Genomic DNA, 15,707 nt, shown 5'->3' on the forward strand with positions numbered 1-15,707 from the left:
GGGTTGAGGTGACTTTGACACTTCCCTGCGCGGTTGGCCGTGTTGCGCGGCCCGGGTCGGGCGCTAACACGCGCCTCTGGGCCCCTAGCGACGGCATGGTCCCTTTTGGGGGAGCGTGAGTTCCGGCCGCCGCGCACTCAGGCGATGGCGTTCCATACCAGCCCGGCGACGATGGAACCCGCCAGCGCAAAGGCCAGGTAGGCGGCGAAGACGCGCGGTTTGACCAGCGCCCAGACCGCGATGGCGGCGGGGATGCAGCTTACGCCGCCGGCGAGCATGAAGCTCATCGCCGCGCCATTCGCCATGCCCATGTTCAGCAATTCGCTGACCAGCGGCACGGCGGCATAGCCGTTCAGGTAGGCGGGCATCCCGACCAGAGCACCCAGCAGGATCGGCATCGGCCCGCTGCCCCCCAGGACCGAGGCGACGGCATCGGCCGGCACATAGTGGATCATCACCGCCTCGATGATGTAGGCGAGCGTGAGCCATTTCAGCAGGAACAGGGCGTTGTCGAGCCCGGCGGTACGGAAGACCTCCCTGCGGTCCGGCTCGTGCCAGAACCGCCAGACCGGTTTGCCCTGGAAGGGTTTCTTCACGCCGCAGCAGCCGCCGACCCTGGGCCTTTCGCGCAGCGGGTCGGCGAAGACCGGAGAGGACTTCAGCGCCATGGTGCCAAGACCGCCCAGAAGGCCGATCCCCACAGCAGCCAGCATTTTGGCGGTCGCGAACTCCATGCCCAGAACCCCCGCCGTGATCGAGAACATCGCCGGGTCCATCAGCGGCGAGGCCAGCCAAAAAGCCATGACCGCGGACAGCGGCGCGCCGACGGCAAGCAGCGCGGCGATGAAGGGAATGACCTCGCAGGAGCAGAAGGGCGACAACCCGCCCAGCAGCGCCGCGAAGACGATCATCCGCGTTTCGCGCCCCTCGAACGCCTTGGCCAGCAGGGTTTCCGCCCCCGTCGCCTTCAGGTAGGCGACGGCGAGGACCGCGAACAGGATGAACGGCGCCGTGTTCAGCAGTGCCCCGGCGCTGAAGGTGACAGTCGGCCAGAACTGGGGCGTGTCCAGCACCGCCACCGCAAGAAGGATCGCCGCTGACGCCATCCAGGCCCAGGAGATCCTTGCCCTGAGCTGCGGCCAGAACGGTGTGTTCGAAGACGTATCAGCCATTTGGGTTCTCCGTCGCACAGCGCGCATCGGCGCAGCAGTGCCGCAAAAGGTAATCCGACAGCGCCCGGACTTCCGCGTAGTCCGCTCCGGCGCAGATGATGCTCCGGCCCTGACGCGACTGGGTCACGAGGCCCGCCGCAGCAAGAATTTTCAGGTGGTGGGTCAGGGTCGATCCGCTGATCCCGCACCGTTCGCCCAACACGCCGATGGGCAGTCCCTCGGATCCGGCGCGCACCAGAACGTCCAGCACTGCAAGGCGTTGTTCCGACCCGAGGGCCGCGAACTTCGACGCGGCGGTTTCGGGTGTAAGAGCGTTGTGAGTCGTTATTTTCATATTTCTAATATTGTCGAAATGATTTGGTTGCGCAAGCGTCATTTCGATGACGTTCGAAATAATGTCTGGCGCGGAGGCGGGCGATTCACACGCCGACGCGCCTTGCCAGCAAGTGCGGCGCGGGCGACAGTCGGCGCAGACCAAACGTGGAGTTTCCAGATGCAGCCCGGCCCACTGAACCTCATCACCGATGTCGCCGGTCTGCGGGTCGGCAACGCTTCGGACGCCACGTTGAGGTCCGGAACGACCGTCCTGACCGCCGACCGACCCTTTACGGCCTCCGTCGCGGTGCACGGCGGTGCCCCCGGTACGCGAGAGACCGACCTGCTGGCACCTGACAAATCGGCGCCCGGCGTGGACGCGCTTGTCCTTTCGGGCGGAAGCGCCTTCGGTCTTGCCGCCGCGCAGGGGGTCATGGATGCGCTGCACGCGCAGGGCAGGGGATTCGAGGTCTTCTCGGCACGTGTGCCCATCGTCCCCGCGGCAATCATCTTCGACTTGTTGAACGGCGGTGAAAAGCTCTGGCCCGTGAACCCCTATCCGGAGCTTGGCGCCCGTGCGCTTGCCGCCGCCGACACGACCTTTGCCATCGGCACCCGGGGGGCGGGCGCGGGCGCGCAGACGGCGCAGCACAAGGGCGGTCTGGGGTCGGCCTCGCTGGTTCTGGCAGACGGCACCACGGTGGGCGCCCTTGTCGCGGTGAACCCGATGGGCAGCGTCACGACGCCTTCGGGCCGTCATTTCCACGCGGCCCCTTTCGAGGTGAACGCGGAATTCGGCGGCCTTGGCCCGGACCCGCACCCCACGCTGGCCCTGCTGCCCAGCCGGAAGGTCAGCGCCATGGCCCAACAGGGCAACACGACAATCGCAATCGTCGCCACCGACGCCGCGCTCGACAAGGCGCAGTGCAATCGCCTGGCCGTGGCGGCGCACGACGGCATCGCCCGGGCCATCCTTCCGGCGCATTCGCCGATGGACGGGGATCTGGTGTTCGCCGCCGCGACGGGCGACCGTCCGCTGGTTGAACCCGGGCCGCAGCTTGCCATGATCGGCCATGCCGCCAGCCTTTGCCTCAGCCGCGCCATAGCGCGCGCGGTGTGGGAAGCAGAGCCGGATCCCTACGATACCCTCCCGGCGATCCGGCGGGAACTGGGTCTCGTCTGAGGCGCGAGGTTCAGCGCAGGATCGGCGGTTTGTCGGGGTCGGAGCCCGGCGCAGGGCGTTCGAATTCCACGCGGGGCTGTTCCGGCTCGGGCAGGTCGAACCGAAGTCCGACCCGCGCCAGCCGCGCGCACATCGGATCGTCGGCCTGCAGAAAGACCACGTCCAGCGCGCCTGCTTCGAGGCCGGAAAAGACCAGCGCCTCCTGTACCGCACCGGCCAGCGCCGGTTCGGCCCGTTCCGGGGCGCCGACGATTCCCAGCAGGTGACCGCGCCCGCCGCCTTCGTAGCCGACCTCGGCCAGCCAAGCGCAGTCCGCCAGCCCCACCGCCGTCGCAAGCTTGGCGTCAAGGGTGGTCAGAAGGACCTCGGGCAGGGCGCGCGGAGCCGACAGGCTTTCCGCGCGGGCCTCGGCCATGGCGGGCGCCTGGGACAGGGTGTCTGCCAGCCAGGCCAGAGCCTCCGGCGGCAGCAGGATCTGGGTCGGGCCGCTTTCGGGGTTGAGCGCCAGGCCGATACCCTGACCGGCCAGCATCCCAGCAAGGGCACGCCCCGACATGGCGACATATGGAACGGCGCGTCCGGCGAAACCCGACATGCGGGCCTCCCGGTCGAAAACGAGGACGAAGCGGGCGTCGGCGACGTCGAAGATCTCGGGTTCGATGGTGTCGCCCGCAGGCTCCCGTTCCAGCATCAGGAACAACTCGCTCGACGCCAGCCGGTCGTAGAACCGCATACGGGCGTTGTCGTCGTCCGGCGCTGCCTCCATGTCGGCGAAGGCGCGGTCCAGCGCGGTCTCGGGCATGTCAGGCATCCAGAACCTCTCTGACGCGGGCGCGCAAAACGGGCAGCAGATCGTCCGCGAACCAGGGATTGCGCTTCAGCCAACCCGTATTGCGCCACGAGGGATGCGGCAAGGGCAGGGCGTCGGGCAGAAAGTCGCGCCAGTTGGCCACCGTCTGGGTGACGTTCGATGTCACGCCAAGGTGCCAGCGCTGCGCGATGCCGCCGATGGGCAGGGTCAGGCGGACGTCGGACAGGCGGTCCATCAGCGATGCGCGCCATGTCCGGGCGCAGATGGCGGGTGGCGGCAGGTCCGATCCCTTGCGGTAGCCGGGAAAGCAGAACCCCATCGGCAGGATCGCCACGCGCGTCTCGTCGTAGAACGTCTCTGCGTCGAGGCCGAGCCAGTCCCGCAGCCGGTCGCCCGACGGATCGGTGAAGGGCTTGCCCGAATGATGCACCTTCATGCCGGGTGCCTGTCCGGCGATCAGCAGGCGCGCGGACGGCTGTGCGCGCAGCACTGGTTGCGGCGCGTGCGCCGTTTCGGTCGCCGCAAAGCGTTGCTCGCACAGGCGGCAGCCGCGGACGTCGGCGATCAGGGCGGAAAGGTCGGTCATGCGGTTTAGCTAGGACCGGCAGGTCCGCGCTTCAACGCATCAGATGCACCGCCCGCCGTCGACCTCCATGCAGACGCCGGTGATCATGCTGGCCTCGTCCGAGCACAGGTAGAGAGCGGCATTGGCAAGATCCTCCGGCGTCGAGAACCGGCCCAACGGGATGGTCGACAGGAACTTCGCCCGCATTTCCGGTGTGTCTTCCCCGAGAAAACTGGGCAGCAGCGGGGTGTCCCCGGCGACCGGGTTCAGCGCGTTCACGCGGATGCCGAAGGGGGCGAGCTCGACGGCCATCGCCTTGGTCGCGGTGTTCATCCAGCCCTTCGAGGCGTTGTACCAGTTGAGCTTTGGGCGCGGAGAGACCCCCGCCGTGGAGGCGATGTTCAGGATCACACCCGACCCGCGCGCCTTGAACGCCGGCACGACCGCGCGGGCGGTCAGGTAGACCGACTTGCAGTTCACCGCGAAAACCCGGTCGAAGTCGTCCTCGCTCACGTCTTCCAGCGGCGTCGGAAGATGGGTGATGCCCGCGTTGTTCACGACGATGTCGGGCGTGCCGTGGGCATTTGTGAAGCTGTCGATCATCTCCGAGACGGATGCCGGGTCGGACACGTCGACATGGCTGTGCGGCGCGCCGATCCGGGCCGCGACTCGCACCGCCGCCTCCGTGTTGATGTCGGCCACGAGCACCGTTGCGCCTTCTGCGGCGAAACGGGTGGCGATTCCCTCACCGAAGCCCGACCCGGCCCCGGTTACGATGGCGCGCTTTCCCTGCAGTCTCATCGCCCGATTCCTCAGAAGGTTGCGCGGCCGCCGGACTGGTCGAAGACCGACGCGGTGGTGAAAGACGCCTCGTCCGAGGCCAGCCAGCAGGCCATGGAGGCGATCTCGTCGACCGTGCCGAAACGGCCCATGGGGATCTTCGATTTCATGAAGTCGATGAAGGTCTGCGTCATCTGCTCGAAGATGGCGGTCTGCACGGCCGCGGGCGCGATGGCATTGACGGTGATCCGCGTGTCGGCCAGTTCCTTGCCCAGCGACTTGGTCAGGCCGATGACCGCAGCCTTGGACGACGAATAGGCCGACGCGTTCGGATTGCCTTCCTTGCCCGCGATGGAGGCCATGTTGACGATCCGGCCGAACCCGTTTGGCCGCATGATGCGCGCGGCAGCCCTGTTGCAGTAGAACAGCGCGTGGATGTTCAACGCGTAGACCTTGTGCCAGTCCTCGGTGGTATAATCGATCACCGACACGTTCGGGCCCGTTATCCCGGCAGAGCAGACCAGAGTATCGAGGTGCCCCATGGCCTGCGTGTCCTCCGCCATCGCGGCGTCGACCGCATCCGGATCGGTGACGTCGATCTGCCGGGTCTTCAGCGGCGTGCCGTCCAGCTTGGCAAGGTTGTCGGCGCTGATATCCCAGACCGTGACTGTGGCGCCTTCGTCGGCCAGACGGCTGGCGATGGCCAGCCCGATGCCCGAAGCGCCGCCAGTGACGATAGCGGCGCGGTTGTTGAAACGCATGGATGTTCCTCCCTTTCGGGTGGGAGAGTGCGGCGAAGCGGACCCGAGGGCAAGAGGTCAGCCGGATTGCCCGTCCGGCAGCCCGTCCGGCAGGCGGGGCGCGGCAGCCAGCAAGCGGCGCGCATAGTCGGTTTTCGGTGCCGTGAAGAGCGTTTCGGTCGGTGCGTCTTCGACGATCTGTCCGTTGCGCATCACCATCACGCGGTCGGTAACGGAGCGGACCACCTGCAGGTCGTGGCTGATGAACAGCCATGTCAGCCCATGCGAATCCGACAGACGGGCCAAGAGATCCAGCACCTGCGCCCGCACCCGGACATCGAGGGCAGAGACCGCTTCGTCGAAGACGATCAGCTCGGGTCTGATGATAAGCGCCCGCGCGATGGCGAGACGCTGGCGTTGCCCGCCCGAGAAGGCGTGGATGTGTTTCGACGCATCTTCGGGGGACAATCCGACGGCGATCAAGGCCTCGGCGACGGCATCCCTGGGCGGCGGTGTATCCAGCAGGTGGAACGGCTCGGAGATCAGGCGCGCGACGCGGTGGCGCGGGTTGAAGCTGCCGTAAGGGTCCTGGAAGACAACCTGGATCCGGCGTTGGGTTTCGCGACTGGGGCGACCGTCGGCCAGAACCGGCTTGCCGTCGATCTCGATCCGGCCGCTGGCCAAGGGCTGCAACCCGAGAAGCGCGCGCGTGAGCGTGGACTTGCCGCAGCCGGATTCGCCCACGAGCCCCAGCCTTTCCCCCTTGCGGATCGTGAAGCTGACGTTGTCGACGGCGGTGAAGCTGCGCGGCTTCGTGGAGGGCCTTGACCTGGGTAGGGGATAGATGACGCTGACATCTGTAACCCGCAGCAAGGGCGCCCCGGGCTGGCGGGCCGGCAGGTGGGCGCGATGCGACGAGGCGGCGATCAGCTCGCGCGTGTAGGCGTGTTGTGGACGGTGCAGGAGCTGCGCTGTCGGGGCCGTTTCGACCACTCGGCCGTGCTGCATGACCGCGATGCGGTCCGCCATGTCCGCCACAACCGCCAGGTCGTGGGTGATGAGCAGGAGCGCCATGTTCTCGGTCCGGGCAAGATCCTTCAGCAAGTCGAGGATTCGGGCCTGCGTGGTGACGTCGAGCGCGGTTGTCGGCTCGTCCGCGATCAGCAGCCGGGGTTTCAGCGCGATCGCCATCGCGATGACCACGCGCTGCCGCTGTCCTCCGGACAGCTCGTGCGGATAGCGGCCGGGGGACACATCCAGGCCAACCCTTTCCAAAAGGCCGGTCATTTCGGGCGGCACGGCGCCGTGGATGCGGAAAACCTCGGCGATCTGGTGGCCGATGGTCTGCAGCGGGTTGAGCGCGGTCATCGGTTCCTGGAAGATCATGCCGATCTCGCGCCCGCGGATGCGGCGCAGGTCGCGGTCACCGAGCCGGGCCAGGTCGGTCGTGCCGAAGCCGATCCGGCCAGACGCGACGGCAGAGCCGGGCAGGAGCCCCATGACGGCGAGCGCTGTCAGCGACTTTCCCGAGCCGGATTCGCCGGTCAGGGCAAGCGTTTCGCCGCTGTCCATGTGGAAGGTGATATCCTGCAGGACCTGCTTGCCATGGATCGCGGCGGTCAGGCCGTCGACTTTGAGAAGCGGGTTCGGCCCGCCTTCGGCGACCCGACCCGCGGGGGGCTCTGCCCCCCGGTCCCCCCGAGGGTATTTGCGCCAAGATGAAGGCATCAGGTCCGGAGTGGCTTCAGGCGTGGGTCGAGGGCGTCGCGCAGGCCGTCGCCGAGCAGGTTCAGGCCGAGCACCATGAGCACGATCGTCAGCCCGGGGATCAGCGCTGTGTGCGGTGCGATGGTGACGAGCGTCTGGGCATCCGCCAGCATGCGGCCCCAGCTGGGGGTGGGGGGCTGCGCGCCTAGCCCGACGTAGGCGAGGCCTGCCTCGGCGAGGATGCCGAGAGAAAACTGGATCGTGGCCTGCACGATGAGCAGGTTGAGAATGTTGGGCAGGATGTGTTCGGCGCTGATCCGGGTGCCCGACTTGCCGCAGGTCCGGGCGGCGAGGACGAACTCGCGCGTCCAGAGCGACAGTGCGGCACCACGAGTCAGACGGGCGAAGACCGGGATGTTGAAGATGCCGATGGCGATGATCGCATTGACGGCGGACGGTCCGAAAGTGGCGGTGATCAGGATCGCGATCACGAGGCTGGGGAAGGCGAATACCAGGTCTGAGCCGCGGGAGATCGCTTCATCTATCAGGCCGCCCCGATGTGCGGCGGCGGTCAGGCCGAGCGGCACGCCCAGGCCCGCGCCGATGGTCACCGCGACGAGCGCCACGGCGATCGATGTGCGCGCCCCGGTCATGAGCATCGACAGAATGTCGCGCCCGAAGTGGTCGGTGCCGAGCAGATGAGTGCCGCCCGGCGGCAGCAGCCGCTGCGGGATGTCCACCTGCGTGACATCGAACGGGGTCCAGACGAGCGACAGGAGGGCCGCTGCGACCATCAGCGCCGAGAGCGCCCCGCCTACGACGAGCGTGGGTTTCATCGGCGCCGAAGCCTCGGGTCGGCGATGGCGTACGCCAGATCGGTGAGGAAGTTCACCACGATCACCGCGAAGACCAGCAGCATGACCACCGATTCTACCGTGATCAGGTCGCGCTGCGATATCGACTGGAAGATCAGACGGCCGAGACCGGGCAGGTAGAACACCTGTTCGATGATGATCGCCCCCGCGAGCAGAAAGGAGAACTGTAGCCCGAGGATCGTCAGGACGGGGATCAGCGCGTTGCGCAGGCCGTGGCGCCGCAGGGCCTGCGCCGGGGACAGGCCTTTGGCGCGGGCGGTTCGGATGTAGTCCTCGTGCAGGGCGTCGATCAGGCTGGATCTGAGGATGCGGGCGAGGATCGCCGCTTGTGGCAGGGCGAGCGCGATGGCCGGAAGGGTCAGGGCCTTGAGGGCGGCGGCGGGATCGTCCCAGCCTGGAAAGCCGCCCGACGGGAAGATGCGCCAGGTGATGGCGAACAGCGACACGAGCAGCATGGCGAACCAGAAGTTCGGCACGGCGACACCCAGCTGGCTGGCGCCCATGACCGCAAGGTCCGCCGGTCTGCCACGGCGGGCCGCCGCCACGAGGCCCGCCGGGAAGGCCACGAGCACGGCCAGGACGAGTGCGTAGACGGTCAGCGGCAAAGAGATCCAGAGCCGGTCCGCGACCATCCCGGCCACCGGGGTCCTGTAGGTGTAGGAGATGCCCAGATCGCCTGTCAGCAGTCCGCCGACCCATGCGAGATACCGAGCTGGCGGGGAGAGGTCGAGGTTCAGTTCTGCCCTCAGGGCAGCCAGTGTCTCGGGCTGTGCGTTGATGCCCAGCATGTAGGCGGCCGGATCACCCGGCGCGATTTCCACCACGAGGAAGATCACCAGCGAGGCGGCGGCGAGGCTCACGATCAGCGAGAGCACGCGGCGGGAGAGGTAAGTCAGCATGGCTGGAACGACGCCGGTATCATGGCCGGCCTGTGGCGGCGCCGGGGCCGGTGGCCAGCGTGAAGAGCAGGTCGAGATGCCTGTCCTCGGGAAGTCCATTCAGAGCCAGCTTCTGCATGCGCGACCCCGCGGCCAGTGTCCGCAGGTCCTCATCGCTCATCCGCTTGTAGTCGCGCTTCCAGTGACGCAGCATGAGGTCCTTGTAGGAGCCGAGCTTGGCCGTCCGGGACCATACCGCGCGGATGTCGGGCCTCGTTTGCAGCATGTGCTCGAAGAGGTAATGCGGCCAGAAATAGGGATGCAGGGGCCGTTCCGCGCCCGCGTCCGGAGCGACGGACCAGGCGCGCTTCTTCGGCTCCAGCACCTGCTTGGCGGCGGGCGCGCCACCGGTCAGCGCAAGCCTCAGTGAGGTCAGGCGGAAGGCCAGCGCGCCCTTGCCGCCGGGATCGAGTTCGCGGCGGGACACCTGCTGGCGCCGGGGGCTTTGCCAGTAGCGGACGGTTTCTTCCATCCACGCGGTCATGATCGCATGATGCGGCGTGGCAGCGAGAAACCAGTTCTCGACCGGGCGGCGCCGGTAGGGGTCGTGAAAGGCGAAGAACCCTTCGTCCGTCATGTCGGGCAGCCAGTCGTCGAGCGGTTTCATCGGCACGGTCGCCGCATCGACGTATACGCCACCCCTGGCCTCAAGCTCGTGCATGCGGAAGATGTCGGCCTGGCCCTGGAAGGTGGCCGGGGGATGAGGGATGCCGCGGTCGGCAAAAGCTTTTTGCGCGTCGGCACTGTCGAAGAGATGAACCTCCCATGCGGGATTCAGGCTGGCCCAGGCGTCCCAGCAGCGGCGGACGATGGCGGGCGCCTGCGCCTCACCCTGCGCCCAGTAGAAGACAAGCCGTTTCGGCACCATGCACGAACCCTCCCGCTTTCGCTTATCGGGCGAAGGGGGCGGCGGGGGCAAGGGGCTGCGACAGATCTGTCGGTCGGCTTCGGGATCACTGTTGCCCGCGCGGTGGTCTTCGCGACGGGTGTCCCGACGATTGACTTGCACGTGGACTTCCTCCGAACCTTCGGTGAGGCGCACGGGGGAGAGGACCGTCAGTGAGATCGCCAGCCAGACCCGTTCGGCCAACGGCGTCCCGACCGGCGAGGCAGCGGCGCGCCTTGCGCCCGTGGCGCATGCGGGTATTTAGGGACAACTGAATCCAGAGGAACGCCATGAAAACCGATCTGCTCAAGCTCAGGGCGATCGCCAAGTATCGCAAGCTCGTGCGCAAGCGCCGCGCCTTTTTCGGATGGCTCACGTCGCGGTCCGATCCGATGACAAACGAGTTTGACCGCGCGCTGCTGGAGCGATCCGCCCTGATCGAACGGATCGGGCAGGCCGAAACGCATCCGGGCGTGACCGGAGAGATCGCGGTCTATTCGACCTTCTGCGGCACGTTGAAGAACCTGACGTTGGATCGGACGAACCGGGCGCGGACCTACCCGCATTACTTCGTCTCCAACAACCGGCAGGTACTGGGCATGGCCGAGGCGCTGGGCTGGCTGCCGATCTTCATCGACCTGCCGATCTCCGCGAACCCGATCGAGGCCGCGCACCAGGCAAAGGTGGCAAAGGCGCTGCCGCACCTGTTTCCCGACCTCGCCCGGCACCGTTATCTTTTGTACACGGACGACAAGAAGGCGGTGAAGTACGAGAAGTATCCCGGCGTGGTGGAGAAGCTGAAGGACGTCGGCGCGGCCATGGCCCTTCAGGAAAGCAGCCACATTCGGGACAACATCCTCTGGGAATACACCGACTCCCTGCATCAGCCGCGCTACATGGCGCAGGCCCACCAGATGCTGCGGTACACGCTGTCCCAGCTGGAGGCGGGCAAGACGCTCGATACGAAGGTCCTCTTCAACACCGCCTTCATCGCGCGCGACATGCAGCATCCTCAGGTCAGGGCCCTAAACGAGGCATGGTACGACGACATCCTGGCCTGTGGGATCGATTGCCAGCTTGCGTTCGATTTCCTGGCGCAGGGCCGGGACGATATCTTCGCCCTGCCACCCGCACCGCGGAAGAAATACCTCGGCAAGAAGATCGAGGCAAACACGCCTCCGGGAGAGGCCTGAACCTCAGCCGAGGAAATCGAGCAATGCGCGCGCGGTTTGCTCGGGGGACTGGTCGATGAAGAAATGCCCGCCGGGGACGGTGCCCGCTTGCATGTCAGACAGCCGGTCTGCCCAAGTGGCGGGCACGTCGTAGGCGCGGGCCATCGCCCCGTCCGCGCCGTAAAGGACCAACGACGGCACATCGACCCGCCGGCCGAGGTCCTTCTCGTCCAACGCGAAATCCACGTCGATGGCGGCCCGGTAATCGTCGCACATGGCGCGGCGGCACTCCGGATCGGCCCATGCGGCTCGGTAGGCATCCAGTTTCGGAAAGTCCGATAGCTGCGCGCCGCCCCAGCCCAACAGGCAGCTTTCGTAATAGGCATCGGGGTCGGCGGCGATCATCCCTTCGGGGAAGGGCTGCGGCTGGCTGAGGAAGAACCAGTGGTAGTAGGCCCGGGCGACGGGATGGGTCAGGTGTGACAGTAGGAGGTGCGTGGGCACGATGTCCATCAGGGTCAGGCTCAGCAGCCGGTCGGATACATCCAGCGCGAGTCGATGGGCCGTGCGAGCGCCGCGGTCATGCCCGACAAGATGGAAACGACCGTGCCCGAGATGCGACATGAGGGCTGTCATGTCGCCCGCCATGGCGCGGAAACTGTAGGCTTCGACACCCTTCGGCTTGCCGCTTTCGCCGTAGCCGCGCAGGTCTGCCGCGACGACCGTGAACCGCTCGGCAAGGCGCGGACCGACCTCTGCCCACATCGCGCGGGTCTGCGGGAAGCCGTGCAGCAAAAGGACAGCCGGTCCGGTTCCGCCGGTCTCGAAAGCGATTTCCACGCCGTCCAGTTCCACCTGGCCGGGCGAGAAGCCCGGGATTTCGTTGCGCATGATGCCCTACTCCCACGGCGCGTGTTGCCCGCATATTGGCCCCGCGCGGGCGGTGGCCGTCAAGACGCGGTCTCCAGCCTGTCTTCCTGTTGTACCCCGCCGAAGGGACGCTAGGCTGTCGGCATCAAGAAAAGGGAGAACGGCATGGCGGTCCTGACCGAGGCAGAGGACATTTCGGATATCGCGTTTGGCTACATGGGCTCCAAGGCGTTGTTTGCGGCGCTCGAATTCGGTGTGTTTACGGCCTTGTCACAGGGCAACATCGGATTGACTGGAATTGCCGGGGCCACGGGCCTGCCCAAGGAGCGTTGCCGCACCCTGCTGTCCGCGCTGGTGGGTTTGGGCCTTGTCACACATGACGACGCTGGGTTCGCCAATTCCCCGGCGGCGGAGTCTTTCCTTGTGAAAGGGGCGCGTCACGACTTCGGCGACTACCTGCGCCTGCAGGTCGGCCGCCAGATGTATCCGCTGATGGACCAGATCGAGAAGGCGTTGACCGGGGACCTGGAAGACGATCACACTGGATCCTACGCACAGTGGTTTGCCGACCCGGAAGAGGCCCGGCTGTATTCCGAGAGCCAGCACGCCGGATCGCTCGGTCCGGCGCGGGGGCTGGCCAAGCGGGTCGACTTTTCGGGCATCGGCAGCCTGCTGGATGTGGGCGGCGGGACCGGCGCCTTTGCCATCACGCTGGCGCGCAGGAACCCGAACCTGCGCATCACGGTGCTGGACTTCCCCAATGTCGCCAAGCTGGGCGAAGCCTACGTGGCTGATGCGGGACTGTCGTCGCAAATCGGCTATTGCCATGGGAACGCGCTGGAGTCTGGATGGCCCGGCGGGCAGGATGCCGTCCTGATGAGCTACCTGTTTTCGGGTGTGCCGGATCACAGCCACGCGGGCCTGCTGCGCAAGGCACATGACGCGCTCAATCCCGGCGGGCAGGTGCTGATCCACGACTTCATCGTCGACGCGGACCTGTCCGGCCCGAAGAACACAGCGCTCTGGCAGCTTCAGCACACGGCCTTCACCCCCGAGGCCCGATCGCTGGACGACGACTGGCTGATCGGCGCCCTTGAGGCCGCAGGGTTCAGCGACGCCGATGTCGGGCCGCTGATCCCCGGGATGACCAAGCTGGCCACCGCCCGAAAGGCCTGACCGTCCGCGTCACTCGGTCCAGTGCACGGCGGTCAGATCGGTGGCCTGCGTCGGCGCGTTGGTCCAGAGCCCTTCAAGCCGCGCATCCGCGATGGTCGGGAAGGCAAGCTGGAAGAGGTAGCCGTTGACATAATCCTTGGCGATCATCTCCTGCGCCTGGTGCAGAAGCGCGGTGCGGGCCTCGGGCTCGGACGTGGCGGTCAGCTTGTCCATCAGCGCCACGAACTCCGGCTTGCCATACTGGAAGTAATAATCGGGCCGCGCGTAGATGCCGATGTCGAAGGGTTCGGTGTGGGACACGATGGTCAGGCCGAAGTCCTTGCCTTTGAAGACCTGCTCCAGCCACTGCGCCCATTCCAGGTTGGTGATCTCGGCGTCGATGCCGACCTCGCGAAGCTGGGCGGCGATGATCTCGCCACCGCGCCGGGCGTAGGACGGCGGCGGCAGCTTCAGCGTGGTGGAAAAGCCATCCTCCAGCCCGGCCTCGGCCAGAAGCGCCTTCGACGTCTCGGGGTCGAAGTCCGAAAGGGCGGTCAGGTCCTCATAGTCGGGGTTGTGCGGGGCGAAATGCGTGCCGATGGGCGTGCCCAGCCCGAACATCGCGCCGTCGATGACCGCCTGCCGGTCGATGGCATGGGCCACCGCTTCGCGCACGCGGACGTCGTCGAAGGGCGGCAGGGCGTTGTTCATGGCAAGGATCGTCTCGCCTTCGGTCGAGCCCCTAAGCACCTTGAAGCGCGGGTCGGCCTCGAACTGGGGCAGGTTCTCTGGCGCGGGAAACCCCGCGAAGGCGTCGATATCCTGCGCCATCATCGCGGCGAAGGCCGCCGTCGGATCGGAGATGAACTTGAAGGTCGCATGGGTCAGCGCGGGCGCGTCGCCCCAGTACGCATCGTTGCGGACCAGCGTGATGGAATCGCCCTGCCGCCAGTCCTCGAACCGGAACGGGCCGGTGCCCACGGGACGTGCCTTGATGTCGTCAATCGATTCGGGCGCGACGATCACCGCATCGCCCCAAGCGAGGTTGAACAACAGGTTGCCGTCCGGCTGCGACAGAGTGACCTTCACCGTCGCGGGGTCAACGGCTTCGACCGAGGCGATTCCGGCGAAAAGCTGCTTTTGCGCATTGGTGGAGTCTTCGGCGCGCGCCCGGTCGAGGCTGAAGACCACGTCCCCCGCGTCGAATGCGGTTCCGTCATGGAACGTTGCGCCTTCGACCAGGTGGAAAGTGTAGGTCAACCCGTCTTCCGAAATCTCCCATTCGCGTGCCAGTCCGGGAACGACAGCGCCGGATTCCGCGAATTTCGTCAATCCTTCGAAGACGTTGGCGTAAAGGACGCTGTCGATGGCTCCGGCGGCGGCAGAGGTCGGATCGAGGTGCGGCGGCTCCAGTTGCAGGGCGATGGTGAGGTCGGTCTGCTGGGCCTGCGCAAGCGAGGTGGAACCGGCCAGCAGGGCGGCGAGGACAAGGCGTTTCATGCTGTCTCCCATGGGGCAAGTACGCTCTTGATGGAATTTTCCCCGTAAATCTTCAAGCACTGATGCCTAAATGATAGGTATGGGAGCGACTTATGTGATAGGTAGCGCCGCAGCGCGGCATGTGATACGAGCGCGCAACTTTGTGACGGTATCAGCGGTGTTTGCGACATTTCCTGACCCGAGAGTCAGGCCGTGAAGGAGGAGCCGACCATGAGCACGACGGGACACACGCGGGCCAGAACGCCCGAGGACATTCGCAACGCGAAGGGCGGCACGCCGCTGGTCAGCCTGACGGCCTACACCACCCCGATGGCGCAGATGATGGACGCGCACGTCGATTTCGTGCTGGTCGGCGATTCTGTCGGCATGGTGCTGCACGGCCTCGAATCGACGCTGGGCGTGACCATGGAGATGATGATCCTGCACGGTCAGGCGGTGAGGCGCGGCCTTTCGAAAGCGATGATGGTCGTCGACATGCCTTTCGGGTCGTACGAGGAATCGAAGGAGCAGGCCTTCCGCAATGCGGCGCGTATCATGCGCGAAACCGGCGCCCCTGCGGTGAAGCTTGAAGGCGGCGTGGACATGGCCGAGACGATCTCTTTCCTGACCGCGCGCGGCATTCCGGTGATGGCGCATATCGGCCTCACGCCTCAGTCGATCAACACCCTGGGCGGGTACAAGGTGCAGGGGCGCGGCGCGGCGGCGGGCAAGCTGCTGGCGGATGCCCGGGCGGTCGAGAAAGCCGGCGCCTTTGCCGTGGTGCTCGAAAAGGTGCCGCAGCGGTTGGCGGATGCCGTGACGGCGCAGGTCGCCATTCCGACCATCGGCATCGGCGCTTCGGCAGGCTGCGACGGCCAGATCCTCGTGGTCGACGACATGCTGGGCCTGTTCACCGCCTTCAAGCCGAAGTTCGTGAAACGCTACGCCACGCTTGGCGCGGACGGATCGGAGGCCATCGCGGCCTATGCCGAGGACGTGCGCGCCCGCCGCTTTCCGGCGGCAGAGCATGTCTTCTCGGACGTGGAACCCGCGGCTTGA

16 protein-coding genes are annotated in these 15,707 nt (G+C 66.5%); 4 read left to right on the forward strand and 12 right to left on the reverse strand.

Features of this window, described 5'->3' with window-relative positions:
* Positions 1-137: 137 nt before the first annotated feature.
* The gene (locus ABFK29_RS04200; RefSeq protein WP_005854962.1) at positions 138-1,172 is read right to left on the reverse strand and encodes a permease; all 1,035 of its coding nucleotides are present in this window, start codon (positions 1,170-1,172) and stop codon (positions 138-140) included.
* On the reverse strand, positions 1,165-1,506 hold the full coding sequence (locus ABFK29_RS04205) for an ArsR/SmtB family transcription factor (protein ID WP_005854964.1): 342 nt from the start codon (positions 1,504-1,506) through the stop codon (positions 1,165-1,167). The genes ABFK29_RS04200 and ABFK29_RS04205 overlap by 8 nt, the downstream gene beginning before the upstream one ends.
* A 159-nt stretch (positions 1,507-1,665) precedes the next feature.
* Between ABFK29_RS04205 and ABFK29_RS04210 the strand changes: the two genes are divergently transcribed.
* Positions 1,666-2,670 (forward strand): P1 family peptidase, encoded by a 1,005-nt coding sequence (locus ABFK29_RS04210; RefSeq protein WP_005854965.1) that lies wholly within the window; start codon positions 1,666-1,668, stop codon positions 2,668-2,670.
* A 10-nt stretch (positions 2,671-2,680) separates the two neighbouring features.
* On the opposite strand, the gene ABFK29_RS04215 is transcribed toward ABFK29_RS04210, so the two are convergent.
* The 8 genes from ABFK29_RS04215 to ABFK29_RS04250 are packed head-to-tail and all read right to left on the reverse strand — an operon-like array spanning position 2,681 to position 9,954.
* Positions 2,681-3,481 (reverse strand): SseB family protein, encoded by an 801-nt coding sequence (locus ABFK29_RS04215; RefSeq protein ID WP_005854967.1) that lies wholly within the window; start codon positions 3,479-3,481, stop codon positions 2,681-2,683.
* A complete protein-coding gene (locus ABFK29_RS04220; protein WP_005854968.1) occupies positions 3,474-4,067 on the reverse strand; it encodes a uracil-DNA glycosylase family protein in 594 nt (197 codons plus the stop codon). The genes ABFK29_RS04215 and ABFK29_RS04220 overlap by 8 nt, the downstream gene beginning before the upstream one ends.
* 39 nt (positions 4,068-4,106) lie before the next feature.
* Positions 4,107-4,847, reverse strand: coding sequence for an SDR family oxidoreductase (locus tag ABFK29_RS04225; protein ID WP_005854970.1), 741 nt, complete (start codon positions 4,845-4,847; stop codon positions 4,107-4,109).
* A gap of 11 nt (positions 4,848-4,858) precedes the next feature.
* Positions 4,859-5,587, reverse strand: coding sequence for an SDR family NAD(P)-dependent oxidoreductase (locus ABFK29_RS04230; protein WP_005854972.1), 729 nt, complete (start codon positions 5,585-5,587; stop codon positions 4,859-4,861).
* Between the two features lie 57 nt (positions 5,588-5,644).
* Positions 5,645-7,294: an ABC transporter ATP-binding protein gene (locus ABFK29_RS04235; protein WP_005854974.1), complete on the reverse strand. Its 1,650-nt coding sequence runs from the start codon at positions 7,292-7,294 to the stop codon at positions 5,645-5,647.
* Positions 7,294-8,109, reverse strand: coding sequence for an ABC transporter permease (locus ABFK29_RS04240; RefSeq protein WP_005854976.1), 816 nt, complete (start codon positions 8,107-8,109; stop codon positions 7,294-7,296). Before ABFK29_RS04240 ends, ABFK29_RS04235 begins: the two co-directional genes overlap by 1 nt.
* Positions 8,106-9,047, reverse strand: a complete 942-nt coding sequence (locus ABFK29_RS04245) for an ABC transporter permease (protein WP_005854977.1) — start codon at positions 9,045-9,047, stop codon at positions 8,106-8,108. The genes ABFK29_RS04240 and ABFK29_RS04245 overlap by 4 nt, the downstream gene beginning before the upstream one ends.
* Positions 9,048-9,066: 19 nt before the next feature.
* On the reverse strand, positions 9,067-9,954 hold the full coding sequence (locus ABFK29_RS04250) for a glycosyltransferase family 32 protein (protein WP_005854979.1): 888 nt from the start codon (positions 9,952-9,954) through the stop codon (positions 9,067-9,069).
* A 308-nt stretch (positions 9,955-10,262) separates the two neighbouring features.
* Between ABFK29_RS04250 and ABFK29_RS04255 the strand changes: the two genes are divergently transcribed.
* A complete protein-coding gene (locus ABFK29_RS04255; RefSeq protein ID WP_005854981.1) occupies positions 10,263-11,165 on the forward strand; it encodes a hypothetical protein in 903 nt (300 codons plus the stop codon).
* Positions 11,166-11,168: 3 nt separating this feature from the next.
* On the opposite strand, the gene ABFK29_RS04260 is transcribed toward ABFK29_RS04255, so the two are convergent.
* Positions 11,169-12,035, reverse strand: a complete 867-nt coding sequence (locus ABFK29_RS04260; protein ID WP_005854982.1) for an alpha/beta fold hydrolase — start codon at positions 12,033-12,035, stop codon at positions 11,169-11,171.
* A gap of 144 nt (positions 12,036-12,179) precedes the next feature.
* Here ABFK29_RS04260 and ABFK29_RS04265 point away from each other — a divergent pair, with 144 nt between their 5' ends.
* On the forward strand, positions 12,180-13,190 hold the full coding sequence (locus ABFK29_RS04265; RefSeq protein ID WP_005854984.1) for a methyltransferase: 1,011 nt from the start codon (positions 12,180-12,182) through the stop codon (positions 13,188-13,190).
* Positions 13,191-13,199: 9 nt separating this feature from the next.
* Here ABFK29_RS04265 and ABFK29_RS04270 read toward each other — a convergent pair whose 3' ends face one another.
* Complete coding sequence (locus tag ABFK29_RS04270; protein ID WP_040604111.1) at positions 13,200-14,669, reverse strand: ABC transporter substrate-binding protein; 1,470 nt, start codon at positions 14,667-14,669, stop codon at positions 13,200-13,202.
* Between the two features lie 210 nt (positions 14,670-14,879).
* Between ABFK29_RS04270 and panB the strand changes: the two genes are divergently transcribed.
* Complete coding sequence (panB, locus tag ABFK29_RS04275) at positions 14,880-15,707, forward strand: 3-methyl-2-oxobutanoate hydroxymethyltransferase (RefSeq protein ID WP_040604007.1); 828 nt, start codon at positions 14,880-14,882, stop codon at positions 15,705-15,707.

Source organism: Sagittula stellata E-37 (assembly GCF_039724765.1).
Classification (GTDB): domain Bacteria; phylum Pseudomonadota; class Alphaproteobacteria; order Rhodobacterales; family Rhodobacteraceae; genus Sagittula; species Sagittula stellata.

What these genes read in the sequence shown, in the direction of transcription:
- ABFK29_RS04210 (WP_005854965.1), top strand. Translation starts at nt 1,666, where the DNA reads ATGCAGCCCGGCCCACTGAACCTCATCACCGATGTCGCCGGTCTGCGG.
- ABFK29_RS04230 (WP_005854972.1), bottom strand. Translation starts at nt 5,587, where the DNA reads ATGCGTTTCAACAACCGCGCCGCTATCGTCACTGGCGGCGCTTCGGGC.
- ABFK29_RS04240 (WP_005854976.1), bottom strand. Translation starts at nt 8,109, where the DNA reads ATGAAACCCACGCTCGTCGTAGGCGGGGCGCTCTCGGCGCTGATGGTC.
- ABFK29_RS04220 (WP_005854968.1), bottom strand. Translation starts at nt 4,067, where the DNA reads ATGACCGACCTTTCCGCCCTGATCGCCGACGTCCGCGGCTGCCGCCTG.
- ABFK29_RS04205 (WP_005854964.1), bottom strand. Translation starts at nt 1,506, where the DNA reads ATGAAAATAACGACTCACAACGCTCTTACACCCGAAACCGCCGCGTCG.
- ABFK29_RS04265 (WP_005854984.1), top strand. Translation starts at nt 12,180, where the DNA reads ATGGCGGTCCTGACCGAGGCAGAGGACATTTCGGATATCGCGTTTGGC.
- ABFK29_RS04255 (WP_005854981.1), top strand. Translation starts at nt 10,263, where the DNA reads ATGAAAACCGATCTGCTCAAGCTCAGGGCGATCGCCAAGTATCGCAAG.
- ABFK29_RS04250 (WP_005854979.1), bottom strand. Translation starts at nt 9,954, where the DNA reads ATGGTGCCGAAACGGCTTGTCTTCTACTGGGCGCAGGGTGAGGCGCAG.
- ABFK29_RS04225 (WP_005854970.1), bottom strand. Translation starts at nt 4,847, where the DNA reads ATGAGACTGCAGGGAAAGCGCGCCATCGTAACCGGGGCCGGGTCGGGC.
- ABFK29_RS04270 (WP_040604111.1), bottom strand. Translation starts at nt 14,669, where the DNA reads ATGAAACGCCTTGTCCTCGCCGCCCTGCTGGCCGGTTCCACCTCGCTT.
- ABFK29_RS04260 (WP_005854982.1), bottom strand. Translation starts at nt 12,035, where the DNA reads ATGCGCAACGAAATCCCGGGCTTCTCGCCCGGCCAGGTGGAACTGGAC.
- panB (WP_040604007.1), top strand. Translation starts at nt 14,880, where the DNA reads ATGAGCACGACGGGACACACGCGGGCCAGAACGCCCGAGGACATTCGC.
- ABFK29_RS04245 (WP_005854977.1), bottom strand. Translation starts at nt 9,047, where the DNA reads ATGCTGACTTACCTCTCCCGCCGCGTGCTCTCGCTGATCGTGAGCCTC.
- ABFK29_RS04235 (WP_005854974.1), bottom strand. Translation starts at nt 7,294, where the DNA reads ATGCCTTCATCTTGGCGCAAATACCCTCGGGGGGACCGGGGGGCAGAG.
- ABFK29_RS04200 (WP_005854962.1), bottom strand. Translation starts at nt 1,172, where the DNA reads ATGGCTGATACGTCTTCGAACACACCGTTCTGGCCGCAGCTCAGGGCA.
- ABFK29_RS04215 (WP_005854967.1), bottom strand. Translation starts at nt 3,481, where the DNA reads ATGCCTGACATGCCCGAGACCGCGCTGGACCGCGCCTTCGCCGACATG.